This is a genomic window from Orientia chuto str. Dubai (genome assembly GCF_000964595.1).
In the GTDB taxonomy this organism is placed as follows: Bacteria; Pseudomonadota; Alphaproteobacteria; order Rickettsiales; family Rickettsiaceae; genus Orientia; species Orientia mediorientalis.
The window spans coordinates 1-18,151 of sequence record NZ_LANP01000009.1 but is presented as its reverse complement, the minus strand read 5'-3'; the positions used below and the strand labels follow the sequence as shown (position 1 = coordinate 18,151).

Sequence of the window (18,151 nt, the reverse complement as noted above, 5' to 3'; positions counted from 1 at the left end):
ATTTAACTATATTTTTCTATTACATTTTTTTGTTTCATGTACTGCAAATTACTATCTAGATCAGATTTTGTATTTTCTGATCAAAAGTTTTATTTCTTCCTACTAAATCATTTTTTATAGCAAAACTTTTGCTATATCACAAAATTTTTAGTTTATACTTCTTCTAACTCAGCAAAATCTTGTCACGTTTTGATATTCTATTACCTCTTTATTATACCAAAACTTCAGTGATTAATTCTTAATCGTTTCGATTAAATTTGTTCAAGCTTATTATTTGATCAATATTTAATGAATGTTTTAATTTAACAGTAATAATTACTTTAAATATCTGGTTAAAAAATGGTAATGCTATATTTATTTCAGTATTACCTTCAGTGCTGTTATTGCTGGTAACTACCTTTATTACTTCAATTAAATCCTGTTCATGATCAATAACTAATTGTAAGTTTTTATTTATATCATTTTTAATTGTTTCAATATCCTTGAACTCAGTAGCTACAATTCTAATACCACCTTCATCCTTAAAAACATCACATTTCGCTATTACCAGTGATCCTATTTCTAATAAAGATCCATATTTACGTAATATTTCTTCATCAAAAATTTTTATCTCAGAAGTACCATACCTATCTGATAATTTAATAATATTAAATTTACCTTTTGCTGACATTCTAGAATTTTTTTTCTGTACTACACCAGCAATCCTAATAATTTTCCTACTACCAGATTCTAATTCTGTACTTAAATACCTAGAATTAATAACCCCATGATTAACTAAAAGTGATTCACACTGTGATGAAATTGGATGACAAGTTAAAAATGATCCTAACACTTCAAATTCTTTCATTGCTTTTTCGTGTAGCGAATATTTAGGTACATAGTTAATTATGTCTTCTACTGTGCTAGTAATAAAGCTAAATTGATGAATATTTTCTTCATGATGTTGCGATACAGCATAGTTGTTAAGGCGATCTATGTTAGCAAATAATTGATGTCGATTAATTGGTTGATGACAATCATCAAAAGAACCAGCATGTATTAAGTTTTCAAGTACTTTTTTATTAATATCATAAGAAGTAGTTCTTACAACAAAGTCTAAAATATTTTTAAATTGCCCTTTACGCAATCTTTCTTTAACTATCATTTTACCTACACTAGGAGTAACATTTTTAATAGCTCCTAAAGCAAAGATTATAGCGTTATCTTGCGAAATAGTAAAATATTCTTCAGATTTATTTATATTTGGCGGAATAACTTTTATACCCAATTCTTTAGCTTCTTGAATAAACAAACCTATTTTATCATGGTCATTAATATCCAGATTTAAACAAGCAACTAAGAATTCTGTAGGATAATTTGCCTTTAAATATGCAGTTTGATATGAAACTACTGCATATATTGCAGCATGAGACTTATTAAATCCATATCCAGCAAATTTTTCTACTTCAGAAAAAATACTTTCCGCTTGTTCTTTACTAACACCATTATCTATAGCTCCATTAACAAAAATTACTTTTTGATTTTCCATTTCAGTTTTTATTTTTTTAGCCATAGCTTGACGCAGCAAATCAGCTTTACTAAGTGTATATTTAGCAAGAACTCTAGCTATTTCCATTACTTGTTCCTGATAAATAACAGTTCCATAAGTTTCTTTTAAAATAGGTTCAAGTTTTGAATGTAAATACTTAGGCTGTGATTTACCGTGCTTACAATCAATATAGATTCTAAGATTATCCATTGGCCCAGGGCGATATAATGCTCCAAGAGCAATCAAGTCCTCAATACAGTCCGGTTTTAATCGCTTTAAAGCATCCTGCATACCAGAACTTTCAAATTGAAAAACGCCTATAGTTTTTCCACTAGAAAGTAGTTTATAAGTTAATTTATCATCAAACTCTAAGCTGTTTATTTCAAAGTTAATATTTTTATTCCTCAATAATTCTAAACATTTAGAAATAATAGTAAGAGTCTGTAACCCTAAAAAATCAAATTTAATAAGTCCAGCTGCTTCTAAATATTTCATTGAATACTGAACTACTGGAATTTCTGAATTCTTATCCTTATATAATGCTATTGTTTCAATTAAGTCTTGCTGGCAAATTACTATACCAGCAGCGTGTACAGAAACATGACGATGTAAACCCTCTAAATCTAGAGCAGTTTTAATAACATTCTGAATTTGAGCTTTACGAGTACTAATCAGATCTTGGTATTCATCCCACATTTGCTCGAATTCTGCTGCCAAATTATCTAAATTTAATCTTTGGCAGTAGTTAATTATTTTTTGATATATACATTCAGACCTGATGATATTTATATAACCTTGCTCCTTGCTATCAAGGATTAAGTTTTTTAATTGCTTATCTTCAATATTATTAAGTATTTGTTGAATTTTAACGTGATTTTGTGTTTTCCACTTATTTATTAACCTTAAATATCTAGCATCTAGATTAATTAATGCTTCAAAATTATATAAATCCTGACCTTCATTCGCATTCTTAAGTTCATTAACTGTTTTGATAGCCTCTTTTAATGTTACTGGGCTAATTGCATTAAATGGAATTAGTGAGGTAATATAATTAGCATAATGATAACTTAATCCTAGAACTCGAGCTACATCTTTCACTACTGCTTTTGCTTGCATTTTTCCAAAGGTGATAATTTGTCCTACTCTACTTTCTCCATATTTTTGCCTAACGTAATTAATAACCTCAAGTCTTCTTTCTTGACAAAAATCAATATCAAAGTCAGGCATTGATACTCTTTCTGGATTTAAAAAACGTTCAAATAATAAACCAAATTTTATTGGGTCAAGATTTGTAATTCCTAATCCCCAAGCTACTACTGATGCTGCTCCTGATCCTCTAGGGTTCACAGATATATTATTTTTTTTACTCCATTTTATAAAGTCAGCAACTATTAAAAAATATCCAGAAAAATTCATACTACAAATAACGCTAAGCTCATAATTTAACCTATCAAAATATATCTTTTTCTTATCTTTAAATTCATCGGTAGAGCAGTTGTGAAATTGCAAATCTAGTTTTTGTAATAATCCCTCTTCAGATAATTGTCTAATAAGTTTATTTTCTTCATCAGCATCTTTTGCAAACTTAGGCAGTAAAGGTTCTTTAGCCTCTAACATAAAAGATATGCGCTGAGTTAAATATACTGTATTTTCAACCGCTTGAGGCAAATCCCAAAATGTTTCAATCATCTCCTTTGGAGACTTAAAATAGCACTGGTTATTTATTCTGAACTTATCTTCTTCAAGGCTATCATTACAAATCTTCATTAATACTTCATGTGTAGCATAATTTTGTCCTTTATCAAATAAAACATTATTTGTTGCTACTAAAGGTATATTTAATTTTTGTGCTAACTGAACATAGTCTTCTTCAATAGAATAGATTTGTTTGCTAGTAATTCTATTAATTTCAAAATAAAAGCGACTATCAAATACTTTTTTGAATTTTTTTGCATAATCTTCTGCTAATATAAAATTTTTTTCAAACAATAAATTACCAATAATTCCATAAAAATAACTAGATAGAACAATGATACCTTCACTGTAAGTAAATAAATCATCTAATGTAATATGATTAACAATAGTTCTATCGTTTTTTATATAAGGAAAGCTTGCTAGTTTTAGTAAATTTTGATAACCAGTTTTATTTTGTGCAATTAATAATATCTCACTATATTTTTTGTTATTACTTTGATCATAATATTGAATATTTAATATAATACCATGAATAGGCTGAATACCTAACTTTACAGCTGCAAGAGCAAATTCTAAAGAACCAAATAAATTGCTATTATCAGTAAGTGCTACAGCCTGCATTTCATGTTCTTGAGAAAGCGATAATATTGCTTGTATTGATAACGCACTCTCTAGTAATGAATAAGAACTTCGGACTCGTAAGTGAACAAATTTAGCCGTCATGTTTTCATCAGTTCAGGATAAATTATATTAACCATAACTTGACTTCCAATTGCTGTATCATTAGTAATAGTAAGATTATCAACAATCAAAAAATTACTACTATTAGTTACTGATTTTAAATCTTCAATAAAATCACTTGCTAATTCAGCTTGATCATTGTTATTATACTTAACTTGTAATAATAATATTGGAGCTTTAACAGATAATTTTCTTGCTGATTTTGATTTTCGAACTAAAGTAATAATATCTATAGCTAAGTTTCCAGAAATAAAGGCTGAACTATCGTAATAAAAATTATGTTTTAATGGCCATTTATTGTTACCATGTATTGAGTCATTTTGTAAATTATTTGATTGAAAAACAGCGCTGTATAATTCCTCAGTAATAAAAGGCATAAAGGGAGCAAACAGTTCTAGAATAGTTTTTAGTCCCCAGAAAGCACTATAAACAGCACTTTTTTGATATTGATTGCCATTATCATATATTCTTGATTTTATTAGCTCAAGGTAGTTATCGCAAAAATCTTTTAAAAAAAATTCTTCAATTTGTAATCTAGCAGCAGCATATTCATAATTTTCCAGTAATTGAGAAGCACTATTAACAATATTTTGTAGCTTACTTAACATCCATAAATCAGTAGTACAAGCTATAATCTTGTGCTCAACGCAGTATTTGATTGATATAATGTGCTCTGCTAAAAGTTTATTTGTAATATGTTGTAGAATAAACTTGGTAGCATTAAATAATTTATTAACTAGCTTTTTACCAATACTAATTACTTGTTCTGATACTACGCAATCATGTCCTAGTGCAGATGTTGAGGCCCAATACCTAACTGCATCTGCTCCATAAAGTTGGATTAATTCAGTTGGCATTATAACATTTCCTTTCGATTTTGACATTTTATTTCTATCATCGGCTAAGCACCAACCACTTATCATAATTTTAGACCAAGGTAGACTATTTTGATGTAGGTAAGACTTAACCATAGTATAAAAGGTCCATGTCCTAATAATTTCATGCGCTTGTGGCCTTAAATCAGCCGGAAAAAGCTGCTTATGTCGAGTGGAATCTACAGTTAAATTCTGCGAAATACCATAACTAGATAACTGAGGAGATAATGAGCTTGTAGCCCAAGTATCCATAACATCTAAATCTGGAATTACTTCATTCTTACTGTAACCAGCTGGTAATTCATATAGTGGATCAACAGGAAGTTGAGATATATCAGCAAAAATAATTTTTCCTTCTTCCCCTAAACGTTTAGAATACCATACTGGAAATGGCACACCAAAATAACGTTGCCTGCTAATACACCAATCCCATGATAGACTATTAATCCAATTATCAAGTTTGATCTTCATTGATTTTGGATACCATTCTAGTTCTTGCGCTTTTTGTAGTAATGCATTCTTATGTTCAACTACTTTAATAAACCATTGAGGAGCCATAACTATTTCTAACACTGCTCCAGATCGTTCTGCCTGTTTAACTGTTTGAGATACTTGCTCCTGTTTTATGATTAACTGATTTTGTTGTAATAACTCTACAATCTTATTTCTAGCTTGAGAAATTTTCATATCAGTAATTTGCTGATAGCATTGTACAAATTTAGCTTGATTTTGACTAATAACTGTAAAGTCTAATGGTTTAATCTTACCATAATAATCAATCATAATTCTAGTTGGTAAATTGTGTTTTCTCCACCATGCAACATCCTTAACATCCCCAAATGTACAACACATTACTAATCCACTACCTTTATTAATATCTACAGTTTCTTCTGCAAGTATCGGAACTATCGATTCAAATAATGGAGTAGTAGCAAATTGATTATGTAAGTGCTGATATCGTTGATCATTAGGGTTAAAAAATACAGCACAACAAGCTGGCAACAGTTCTGGCCTAGTAGTAGCAATTTGTAGTTTTAATTTGCTTTCAACAGTAGTAAAAAAAATATAATACATTGATGCTACTCTGTCCTTATCTTCAATATCAGCTTGAGATAAAGCTGTTTGATCGATATAATCCCATAATACTGGCTGATTACTACGATAAACTTGTTTTTTATTAACTAGATCAAGAAAAGACATTTGTGATATTTTGCATGATAATGGACTAATAGTCTGATATTTTAATGACCAGTCTACTGAAAGACCAATATCATTAAATAATTGACAAAACTTTTCTTCCTCAGTTTTTACTACCTCTAGCACATTTCAATGAACCTTGTTCTTGACATATCAACAGCACGAACATTTTTAATTTTTTCAACGAACCTTTCAGTTGGTAATCCATTATCATCAAACCCGATTGGAAAAAATATATTCTTACCACACATTCTTTGATATCTAACAATATAATCAGATTGTACATAGCTTAGCACATGTCCCATGTGCAATAGCCCTGATACTGTTGGCGGTGGAGTATCAACAACAAAAGTTTGTTCTTTTGAAATATCTTTATTCCATTTATATATTCTTTGTCTTTGCCAATATTCTTGCCATTTTTTTTCAACCTCTACAAAGTTGTAATTTGGTAATAATTCTGTCATAATCTCATTCAATTTTATTTGATTTTTCTGCTATAGTAAGGATGAATATTTTTTTAAGAATAATATACCAATTTGATCTTTTAATAAAGCTATCTCGTCTTAACAATCCAATTGGTATTTTTTTATTATTTTTTCCTTGTTGTTTTGGTATGGGATTAGCTTCATCAAAAGATAAATATGATAGCTTATTAATTTTCTTGCTTGGTAGTATATTAATGCGTAGCTTTGGCTGTATAGTGAATGATATCCTCGATAAGGATATTGACTGTTATGTTGCTAGAACTAAGCTTCGTCCTCTTGCTAATAATCAAATTACTATTACTAATGCTGTGATCTGTCTGATAATTATAGCAATATTTGCATTAATATTACTAATACAATTATCATATTTAGCCATTCTTTTAGCTGTTTTGGCATCAGTATTAATCTTTATTTATCCATTAATGAAGCGCATTACTTACTATCCTCAAGTAATTCTCGGAATTACTTTTAATTTAGGTGTTTTAGTAGCTTATACTAATATTACTAATAATTTAACCTTAGCAAGCATTGTAATGTATGTTAGCTGTATTTTTTGGTCTATTGGTTATGATACAATTTATGCCTTTGCAGATGTTGAAGATGATGAAAAAATAAATGTTAAATCTTTAGCTTTGTTACTTAAAAATAACAAATATATGCTATGGATTTTAACTTCATTATATCTTGCATTTATCAGTCTATTCATTAAATCAATATTATTAGCAGGATTTAAATTATCAACCTTAACCTTATTATCTATAACTATAGCTACAGCTTTATTAATATGGCAGGTTAAAACTTTAAACATTACTCAGCCATTAAATTGCTTAACAAGGTTTCAATCTAATTCTATTGTAGGCTTGCTACTATTTATGTCTATGATCTTATTATAATAATTTAGAGCATATCATCACAAAATTTTGGACATACATTTAGTTAGTTTACGCAGGAAAAGGCCTGCTAAACATAATTTTAGCATATATTTTAAATGATATGAGAGTATTTCATCCTCTGCAAACCATTTTATTAAGCTATTTTTATTCACAATCCAATCTTTCTTAATCAAAAACTAAGATTCTCAAGTTTTATCAAAAATAGTTAAATATTCTTATTGCAGTTAATAATACAATTCAGTTAAATTATTAATGTAATTTAACTGAATTGTATTATTTTATGAAAAAACACTGTGATATAAAATTAACTAGCGCAGTCATATTTTGCTTATTTGTTAGATTTGCAATTTTTCCTACTTATGCTGTAAAAGATGCATATAATTCTGGCAATTATGATGTATATAATAAAACTCAAGTGTCCAAAAAACCTAAGGGAAGATACTATTATGACTATTCTGATTTGCTAGACTACCACAATGAAACTTCAATGTCCGAAGAGTCAGATTCAGAATCTAAAAAGTCAGAGGATAAATACTGTTATGACTATTCTGATTTGCTAGACTACCACAATGAAACTTCAATGTCTGAAGAGTCAGATTCAGAATCTGAAAAGTCAGAAGACAAATACTATTATGACTATTCTGATTTGCTAGACTACCACAATGAAACTTCAATGTCTGAAGAGTCAGATTCAGAATCTGAAAAGTCAGAAGACAAATACTATTATAGCGATATAGAAAGTATCAAATTAAGTAATAGCATTTCAAATACTTCCATATGTACTACAACCAAAGATAAGTATTACGATAAAAATTACAATTTACAGAGTTATAATAGCAATGTTAGTGATTTTTTAGTATATGGAGAGGAGAAAATTTTTGCTTCAATCAATTCTAACATAGCTAAGATTGTTATAGATAACAGTATTCTATTAGCCGAAGCATCAAACACTATGAAAAACTTTTCGAAGAATAATATTATACATTCTACATTGAATACTAATTCTGATTCTTCTCCAGCAATGCCATACGATAGCTATGCTTTTATGTATAATGTAGGGTTATGGACCAAAATTTTTGTAGGAGAAGGAGTGCAATGTAAACATGAGAATTATAATAGTGGCAAGTTTTATATCAAGGGAGCTAATATTGGGTTTGATATAAAAGTTACTTGTAGTAGTATATTTAAGCTAGTATTAGCCCTTACAAAAGCTGAAGTTTTGCTGTCAGATATTCAACAACAAAATAAGACTATAACTAATATGTTAGAGTTAAATATGCAATTAGTATCTGCATATTATGCTTTTCAATTTAAAAATAATAATTTTATCTGTTTTGAATTAAATTTAGGCAACCTTCAACTTAATACTGAAGAGAATTATAAGACATTATACGGTGTAGAAGCTTATATAGGACATAATATAAAAAGTAAACAAGTATTATGCACTTCTATATTCGGATTACAAATTGATACACTGCTATCACATAATATAATAAACAATCCAAGTATTTATCAAAAAACGAAAAGTAAATTTATTCTAGGAGCAAAGATTACAAAAATAGAGAATTTTAGCATGATTAAAATTGTTCCATCAGTTTATATGCTTGTAGATTATGCTTTCTATGATCAATACCGACAGGAAGCAGTGATATATGATATGATAGACAAATTATGTTGTAGTATTGGCGGAGCATTAGCTACTAAATCAAGTAAGTTTGAATATGATGTATATGGGGAGATAAATATATCTAAGCAAAGTTTAAATTATCAAGTTGGATTAAACTTTAAAGTACAAATTTAATGATATTATTTTATATAATATAAAGATCTGCTTAAACAAAGACTGTGAAAGCAGTGAAATGTCATGTCAATAGTACAGATATGATCTAATAATTAAAATAGAAAAAATATAACAATAAAGCAGGTCTATAAAGACTGCTAGCAAATCTCGGAAATAAAAAGAACTATTATGATTTTTCTCTAGCTAAGATTTAATATTTAATAAACAGCTTTGAAAAATTCTTTAAATGAAGTACAAAAATATGTTGTTTAACACTATGATATAAAAATAGCTGTAACAATCCCTATATCCTATTTCTTATATTGAGCTTAGATTAAAAAGAACTAAATATCTTGATAAGATAATTGAATTTATTATTCAGTTAATGTGTAATTAACATTGTGATTGACTAATTTATATAGATATAGCTTAATAAAAGTTAAAGATAAAAAAATACAAATTACCTATGGATAATAAACAATCATTAAATCATATCTCTATAGAGAGCAAACTAATAAATACTGACCAAAACAATAATCAGCAGCATCTATCAGATCAACAATTAAGCTATGGGGAAAGTATTGCTAATTTACAGGATGTACAACAAAGTGTTTGCAATCTTATTAATGAGCATTTTCAAAAAACAGATATAGATAAATTACGTAAACAATATTCTACAGATAATCATTTACTAGATAAATTAGTTACCAGATTGTACTCTCAATTAAATGCAAATTCTAATAGTAAATTTTTTGATTCTCTAATTGCAATAAGTCGGCAAAGTGCTGAAGCAAAACAGGGTATTATGCATTTTAGATATAAGAATCAACCTATACTAGGGTCATCTAAGACATCTGAAGTAATTGTAAGGGATTGTAGATTGCAAAGTGACAGTAATTTAGAAACAATAATACCAATAGATAAAAAACCAGGAGAAATTCCAGAACATTGGTTGGCTGTAATTGCTAATCAGGCTAGAGCTTGTTGTGAATTTGCTAACATGTATCTAGATCAAGACTCAGCATTACATGCTAAAGATAGTATAGTTAACCTGCTAAAAGCATCTAAAGACAGAATGATGCAAAAACACATCGCTGAAAAAGAACTAGAAACTATTTCTCTTAAATTTAATGAGCAATCACTTAAAGTTTTAAAAAAATACAATAACAGCGCTATTCCTGTATCTAAGGATAATATTGCTTTAATTAGAGACTATAGTAACTTTAATGATGACCATGAGCATGTTGTAACTATTAGCAGTGAAATAGATACTTCTGCAAAATATCCAGTAATTGCATCAATGATTGCAGCTCCATTGTCCAAAAATATTCTTCAAGAGTATTTTCAGATAGCTAATTCTAAATTAGAACACAATGAAAATATTGTAGATTCAACATTAAAACAACAAAAAGCTCCGTTATGGTTTCAAAAATTATCTACATTAGAGCAAGATCTAATCATCAAACAATTCGAAAAAATTACCGATAATAAGCATATGTTGCCTACTTCATTGCGCAACTTACCTGGACTAAAAAATGCTTACCTTGAAGTTAGAGGAATAAGTGAAGATAAACAGTTATTAAATAGTCACTTAGAATGTCGTTCAGGTACATTAGCTCAGTTTTCTTACTCAGATAAAAATGAAGCGTGTCGTATAACTAATTTAAATTTTAAAAGAGCTGTTGAATTATTTGATAAACATAAAGTAAATATTGAATGTTTAAATACAGAATTTAGTTCTAAAAGAGGTATATTACATAATTGCATGGCTGCTGTGATGACGGAAGAAAGAAGGATATGTAATCTAATGCATAAAGGTATTAAATCTGTAGAAGATGGCAAATCTAAACAACAGCTAGCAAATCTAAATATTATAGCTACTAATAATGCTGCAACAAATTATAAAAATCAAGCATTAGATACTATAGCTGCTAGATCCAATACCAAAAAAGGGAACAAAATATCCTGGATTACATGTAAGAGTGGGAAAGATCGTACTGGTATTGTTGCTGCAAACAACTTTATTACACAATTATGCAATTCTATAAAGCAGGATAATTCTAAAATTGCTCATTCAGTTATGATGTCTAATCACTCAGAATTTTTAGCTGGTCATCATGGCTGTAGCAGAGGTACAGCTGGATTAAAAGCCAGCGGAGTATTTGCAGGTTTAAAAGGGCACATTTTATCTCCATATAAAAACCGTATGACTCCTTCTGCTATTGCAAATACAAATTATATCCACTTTAACTCAACTTGGCGTAAAATTGCAAATAGTATAAGCAATATCAAAAAGGCTATAATATCTTCTATCAAAACAATAGCTAATATTGCTTTTCCTAGAAAACATAAAGATGATAATTTAGAAATTCAAAAAGGACAAAACTATAAAAATAACCTTAATCTTTATCAAGATATACAACAACAACTTGATAAGAAAATAGTACCTAATCTAAAAAATCATAATATGAAAATATCAAATGATCAATATTGTAATACTCCGCTAAATTTACGTAAAAAGAGTATTCTAAAAACTAGATTTTAAAAAAAATCTATTGTTATAATAATTATCAAAGAATAAATTGTATATATGTTTAAGCTGTATTAAATAATAGAGAAAGAAATTCTTCATTATTCCTGTACCGAATTGAATATTGTTGAAGAAGTTGATGCTTCAGTCAAAATATTTTTAGCAATTGTAGTAGCAGATTTAATTCCAGTTTGTCCAGCATGTTCTAAAACTACTGCTACAGCATATTTAGGGCAATCAAAAGTAGTAGAAAATCCAACAAATAATCCATGGGATTGCTGTCTTTGCCAGGATGATCCTACTTGAGCACTACCAGCTTTACCTAAAATTATTAGCTTATGTAAGGAATGATCTGTTTCACCAATTTCATTAATACTAGCAGCTTTTAAGGCTTGATAAATAAAGTCAATATGACTTGCATTAATATTTAAATTTTTATGATAACCATGCTCATCTACAGTCAAACTTAACTGTAATAATTGCTTTCCATTAGCAAGACTGGTAATCATTCTTGCTAGTTGAAGAGGAGTAGTAGTAATATAACCTTGCCCAATAGCAATATTTAATGTATCACCTAGTATCCACCTTTGTTTTATTTTTTGTTTTTTCCACTCAGGTGTGGGTATATTCCCAATCAATTCATTAGAAAAATTTACTACAGTTTTTCTCCAAAATCCTAATTTTCTAGCCATTGCTAAAATATTATTGTAATCAATCATCTTGGCAAGATGATAAATATAATTATTACATGAGTATTTAATTGCATTAAGCATATCAATATTACCATGTCCATCCCAGCAGCCAAAATTAGCGTTATTGGCAAAGCTTTTACCATTACAACATATTATTAATTTAGGATTAATACCTGCATCTAAAGCTGCAAGTACTGTTACTAATTGAAATATTGAGCCAGGATGGTATAGCGATTGTGAGGCACGACTAACTAATGGTAGATTAGGATCATCTAGAAGTGCTTGCCAATCCTTTGTACTAATTCTTCTAGGAAAAGCATTAATGTTATAACCTGGCACTGAAACTAGTGCCTTGATTTTTCCAGTATTTACATCAGTTAATATCGCAGCTCCTATGTTGTTATTAAACATTTCATAAAGTTTATTTTGTAATCTAATATCAATGCTTAATACTATATCTTTACCAGGAATACTCTCTGTAGTTTCAAGATCTCTAACCTTCAAACCTCGAGCATCAACTTCAATTTTTTTAAAACCGCACGTTCCATTAAGATCGTCCTCAAAATGCTTTTCAAGACCTCTTTTACCAATTTGAATTCTAGTACGTTCTATATTTAAATTTGCTTTCTCAGCATCATTAGCCCATGCTGTATAGCCTAAAATATGTGATGTTGATAATGGGTAGGAGTAGGCTCTATACTCTATAATATCAATATATATACCTGGCAAATTCAATGAATTTTCTTCTACAATTGCTAACTCATTCCATGAAATGTTATCCAGAATGAGAATTTCATTGATATTTGTCAGTGTCTTTTTATTGATTTGTTCACGCTTTTCTTGACTGAAATTTAAAATATCATATAACAAATTTAGGGTAGTATATTGATTTTGAGCTAAGATTTTTTTATTTGCTCTAATTTGAAATACTTGCTCATTAAATGCTAATATATTACCATGACAATCTAAAATTTTACCTCTTTTGGCTACTAATACTATAATATTAATTCTATTTCTATCTGACAAAATTTTATATTTACCAGATTGTAGGATTTGTAAGTAAAAAAGCCTACCAACTAACATACATAATAGCCATAACTTTCCTATCAATAATAGAAATGTTCTGCGATTAATTAGTTTATTGTAGTGTGTTTTATTATTTAATATCACTGAGTGCTAAATTACTAAAAATATATTGCAAGATTTTTTTGATTGGAAAATAAAACAAGCTACTATTAATAATTTTAAAGATTAGAATTTGGTAATTAATATTTATATGATTATAAATTGCAATTAAAAATAATTTAAAACTAGTAAATAATATTAGATATATTAAACAAATTATATAGCTATGACAATAATCTAGTAATTTAAATTTCTTTTGTATAGTAGCGATTATTAAAAAAGTAACTATAAGAGCTAGAGACGTAATGCCAATCTGAATGCCATGAAAAAAGTCTATTATTAGACCATGGGTAAAAATTCCAAGCAACGAGATATTATAATAAAATGCTGCACAAAAAGAAACAAGCACTTCAGTTTCTGGTAAAGCAAAACTATCAACTCTTAAATTAAATAAAATAAAATTAGTTATACCAAAAAATAAGATTATACAATGAAAAATTAATGATTTATAAAGCATAATTTCTAATTAATGATACGATTTAACATTATGAACATCTTGATTTACATGACTATTCATGACTAAACCAATTCCGGTAAGCGTCGAAGCAATTATTGTACCTCCATACGATATTAATGGTAATGGAATGCCAACAACAGGTAGTAGCCCCGTTACCATAGCAATATTAATAAAAACATGCCAAAACAACATAGAAGCAACTCCAACTGTAACTAGTTTATTAAAAATACTTCTTGCATTAATAGCAATCACTAAAGAATAGCAAATTATTATAAAATATAAAGTTAATAACATGAATCCACCAAGAAAGCCGAATTCTTCTCCTAGGCAAGAAAATATAAAATCAGTTTGTGGTTCTGGTAGAAAATTTAAATGACTTTGAGTACCTTGAGCAAAGCCTTTACCTATGAAACCACCAGAGCCTATTGCAACTTTAGATTGAATGATATTGTATCCAGACCCTAGTGGATCAAGCTCTGGATTAAGAAAAACTTTAATTCTTTTCTTTTGATAGTTATGTAAAAAGCTCCAAATAACAGGCATGGAGGTAATGCCAGCTATAAAAGTAATAATAAATGTCTGTAATGTTACTCCAGCAGTAAAGAACATTGATGCTGTAATAAGTAACATAATTATTCCAGTTCCTAAATCTGGTTGTTTTATTATTAATCCTGTTGGTATAGCTATTAATAATAGCGGCACTATACTATGTTGTATCTTTTTGAGCTTATAAACATTAATATCATGAAAATATCTTGCTAACATCAAAATTATAGCTATTTTTGCTAATTCAGAAGGTTGAATTCTAAGAGTAGAAAATCCTATCCATCTTTTAGCTCCCATAACCCTATATCCAGCAATTTCAACTATAATTAATATAACACAAGAAATAAAATAAAAAATATATGAATATTTATATATATATCTTACATCGACTAATGCTAGTAGTATTCCAATTGGTAAAAATATAATATAGTATAAAACTTGTTTATGAGCACGTAAAAAAAACTTACAATCAGTTGCTGAGTATAATATTGTAAATCCCAAAATACAAACTAGGAATATTGCCAATATTAACACAAATGGTAACGTTCTAAGTTTTGACTTAACTGTGGGTATATCATTCTGGTATAGTTGCATTTAAATATTTATGTGTTATTTACGTTGAAGTAAGCATATCTTAATAATAAAATTTTCCTATTAATATGTTAAAATACAGAATTATTTATAAAATTTTTTCTATATATTTACTCCCTTTTATTTATTATAAACCACTTTTAATATAGCTATAGAAGGTTTTCTCTAAAAGGCATAATCTTGATAAGAATGATATTACAGATACTTACTTAAAACTTCAGTTTTGAACTAGAAGAATAGGATTATATGGAGGACTTAGAGAGGTAAATTGTGAAAAAAACATTGCGTATAAAGGACTCTATAAGAAAATTAAAAAAATTATCAAATAGGAAATCATATAAAAAAATATAACAGCCCTATATATGCTTTTGATGATTTGTTAAAAGTCGCATATTTATTAGAGAACCTGCTATAATGCCTAAAATAAGATATTTAAAGATTACAATAGTAGTATATCATCATCCTTAAATTAAATATCATTATATGAGCTATTTATAATTATATGAATCTAATCTTAATATTCTTTGAATAGTATTGTCATCTTATTAAAGTTACTATGTTATTCTATAGCGAAACTAGTATAAAACAGTTAGTAATAATAAGATGCAATGAAATTAGTATGACATATTAGATAGATTTTAGAAAAAAGGCTATAAGTGAAAGAAAGAAAATGAGCTTTGAATCAGTAACAAAAGGTTTTGGAGTAGGGAAAAGTATTTGTATGGAGTAAGATTGCCGTTAAAGAATAGAAACAGAGCTCCAACAAAAATTTCTATTGATAAAGTGTCACAATATAGTGACGTATACCACACTTAACATATTGGTTGACAATTAATTTAATTATACATAAATGTTCTTGTATGCAAGTAATTGACATAAATCTATGTAATTGCTAGGGTTGAATTGTTGATTAAGAATCAATTAAGTAGCACAGGGCAATAATGTTAGAATTCAGGCAATGCAGTCAGTAAATATGGAATTATAATTATGTCGTATTATATTGATAGAATTAAATTTATTCCGATTGCAGAGTGTATCTTCCCAGAGAGTAAAGCTCTGTTTAATGAAGAATTTAAACTAAAGGGTGGATTGGTTTTCCTGCTGTATTTTAGGTAGTATGCTTCAAAGTAGCCAGCTGTAAAAAATTGAACTCCTAGTTTTTTTGCAAAACGTTATTCTGATATCAAAGTTAAAATAGAGATCAAAGAGGAACTAACAGGAGAAAAGTTTGGGTCAACAAAAAGAGACTATCAATACTCAACTTTGACTGATTATATGAAGAAAATAGATGAAGGTTGTGATGTAAAACAAATTGGTTACCTAGCTCAGTTAGCATTATAGGTAAAAGTTCCAGAGTTATTACAGGAGCTAAGATTTCCAAAGTATTATGATAATCGATATCTAACAGTCACCAATTTTTGGAGTAGATGAAGCTGGAATGCTAAGTAATAACGATTATTTAGAGCTGTTAAAAGTAGTGAAAGAGAATAATTGCCAAATAATCCTTGCTGGAGATGAAAAACAACTCACATCAGTAGAAAGAGGTGGAATGTTTGAAGTATTGGCAAATAAATTTGGCTCCCATGTATTAACAGATATTAAGAGACAAAGCAAAAACTGGAGCAAAGAAGTAGCTCGAAACTTTGCTGATGACAACGTTAAAAGCAGTTTATTATTGTTAAAGCAACATGAAGGTGTCAAGATAGATTATACTTTGGAAGACTCTATGAGTAGGCTAATTAAAGACTGGAGTCAGAGTAAGTTTCACCACATGAGCGTTGATTATTACAGTCGTAACAAAGAGTAGATGTTCTTAATTTGAGTGCAAGAGCTTATTAAAGGCAATGGTACCTGAAAGGTCAGAATATTGCCGTTTGATAGCTGGTAAAAAAGAGTCTTATACGGTTGGAGATAGAATCATATTTCAAACAAGCATAAAGAAATTCGAAATAGTGAGTTTGCTAGCTTGTTATTTGTAAGTGAAAAAAAGTTTATAGCTAAACAGATAAAGGAATGAAATCAGCTTTAAACACGGTTATGCTAGTACAATTTATAAAGCTCAAGGAGCATCTATAAAAGATGTATATATTTTACACGATGGTGCAGTAATAAAAGAAGCTCTTATGTAGCTATGACAAGGCATATAGAGATTAAAATTATATTGTAATAAGAAGCTACTTCAAATTTTAATAGCTTAATTTACCAATTAAGTAAAGATCAAAGCATGAATTTGAAAACTGCTGCAGAGTTAGGTGAGAAAACAGTTTTAGGTAAAATTGGTGATTGGTTTAAGTCTGTAATAACAGATATAGGAGACAGATTTCATACAAATGATAAGTACTATCGCTATGATAAAAAACCAGAACCATTAGCTGAAATAAGGAAAATAACTGAACAGCCTTATAACCTAGAAGATAGATTTTATATAATAACTAATATTATCTATAGGTAAAACTGGTCTTGTAAGGCAGATAGAATCAGTATGAAGATAAAAATAGGTTTTGCATAAGAATAATTATGCTCCCTATATTCGACCTTTTGAATCAAAATTTTAGAATAATTTATAAAAAATTATTTTCTAAAACTACCTGCTATAGCTGTATTTTTGGAGGCAAAAAGTGCAACATATAGTACGCGATATTTTAACCAATGGTTGTAATTTTACTAAAAATAACAGTGCCAATAATGACACAATTTTTTATCGTTTTATTGGAAATTTTATTCCCTCAGAATGGAGAAAGTTAACAGGAGATAATGGAAAAACCTTAAGTAAAACCTCTAAACAACTCTTATCATTGATAGTATATAGGCTACAGATCTATTACAATAAAGATATAGAGGAATTACAGGAGAATTATTACTTTTATGAAGAGTCATTAGGACTTCAGCACAGAAGGGTTAGGCAATGCCTAGTAGAATTAAGAGATGCAGGTTTAATTGAACTTAATAATAAAAC

The 18,151-nt window shown here is 28.6% G+C and carries 9 protein-coding genes and 3 pseudogenes; 6 read left to right on the top strand and 6 right to left on the bottom strand.

Annotated features, from left to right (window positions below; all coding sequences use genetic code 11):
• Positions 1 to 238: 238 nt before the first annotated feature.
• The 3 genes and pseudogenes from dnaE (OCHUTO_RS07205) to OCHUTO_RS01940 form a co-directional block, all read right to left on the bottom strand.
• Positions 239 to 2,245, bottom strand: a complete 2,007-nt coding sequence (dnaE, locus tag OCHUTO_RS07205; RefSeq protein WP_458692774.1) for a DNA polymerase III subunit alpha — start codon at positions 2,243 to 2,245, stop codon at positions 239 to 241.
• A 261-nt stretch (positions 2,246 to 2,506) separates the two neighbouring features.
• A pseudogene (dnaE, locus tag OCHUTO_RS07200) lies at positions 2,507 to 3,946 on the bottom strand (DNA polymerase III subunit alpha); the annotation flags it as partial.
• A pseudogene (locus OCHUTO_RS01940) lies at positions 3,943 to 6,500 on the bottom strand (valine--tRNA ligase). The pseudogenes OCHUTO_RS01940 and dnaE (OCHUTO_RS07200), both read right to left, overlap by 4 nt.
• Before the next feature lie 41 nt (positions 6,501 to 6,541).
• Here OCHUTO_RS01940 and ubiA point away from each other — a divergent pair.
• The 3 genes from ubiA (at position 6,542) to OCHUTO_RS01925 (ending at position 11,739) form a co-directional block, all read left to right on the top strand.
• Positions 6,542 to 7,414 carry a 4-hydroxybenzoate octaprenyltransferase gene (gene ubiA, locus OCHUTO_RS01935; protein WP_045797172.1) on the top strand — a complete coding sequence of 291 codons (873 nt, stop codon included), beginning with the start codon at positions 6,542 to 6,544 and terminating at the stop codon, positions 7,412 to 7,414.
• A gap of 280 nt (positions 7,415 to 7,694) precedes the next feature.
• A complete protein-coding gene (locus tag OCHUTO_RS01930) occupies positions 7,695 to 9,215 on the top strand; it encodes a hypothetical protein (RefSeq protein ID WP_045797171.1) in 1,521 nt (506 codons plus the stop codon).
• A 445-nt stretch (positions 9,216 to 9,660) separates the two neighbouring features.
• Positions 9,661 to 11,739, top strand: coding sequence for a hypothetical protein (locus tag OCHUTO_RS01925; protein WP_045797170.1), 2,079 nt, complete (start codon positions 9,661 to 9,663; stop codon positions 11,737 to 11,739).
• A gap of 86 nt (positions 11,740 to 11,825) precedes the next feature.
• On the opposite strand, the gene mrdA is transcribed toward OCHUTO_RS01925, so the two are convergent.
• The 3 genes from mrdA to rodA are packed head-to-tail and all read right to left on the bottom strand — an operon-like array spanning position 11,826 to position 15,198.
• On the bottom strand, positions 11,826 to 13,586 hold the full coding sequence (gene mrdA / locus OCHUTO_RS01920) for a penicillin-binding protein 2 (RefSeq protein ID WP_232296930.1): 1,761 nt from the start codon (positions 13,584 to 13,586) through the stop codon (positions 11,826 to 11,828).
• Positions 13,573 to 14,058 (bottom strand): hypothetical protein, encoded by a 486-nt coding sequence (locus OCHUTO_RS01915; RefSeq protein WP_045797169.1) that lies wholly within the window; start codon positions 14,056 to 14,058, stop codon positions 13,573 to 13,575. Before OCHUTO_RS01915 ends, mrdA begins: the two co-directional genes overlap by 14 nt.
• A 9-nt stretch (positions 14,059 to 14,067) precedes the next feature.
• Entirely contained in the window at positions 14,068 to 15,198 is a 1,131-nt protein-coding gene (rodA, locus tag OCHUTO_RS01910; protein WP_045797168.1) for a rod shape-determining protein RodA, read from the bottom strand.
• A gap of 1,411 nt (positions 15,199 to 16,609) precedes the next feature.
• On the opposite strand from rodA, the gene OCHUTO_RS05740 reads away from it, so the two are divergent.
• From OCHUTO_RS05740 to OCHUTO_RS01895, 3 genes and pseudogenes are all read left to right on the top strand, one after another.
• On the top strand, positions 16,610 to 17,002 hold the full coding sequence (locus OCHUTO_RS05740; protein ID WP_269745475.1) for an AAA family ATPase: 393 nt from the start codon (positions 16,610 to 16,612) through the stop codon (positions 17,000 to 17,002).
• A gap of 417 nt (positions 17,003 to 17,419) precedes the next feature.
• Positions 17,420 to 17,647 (top strand): hypothetical protein, encoded by a 228-nt coding sequence (locus OCHUTO_RS01900; protein WP_045797166.1) that lies wholly within the window; start codon positions 17,420 to 17,422, stop codon positions 17,645 to 17,647.
• 166 nt (positions 17,648 to 17,813) lie between these two features.
• Positions 17,814 to 18,151, top strand: a pseudogene (locus OCHUTO_RS01895) (hypothetical protein); the annotation flags it as partial.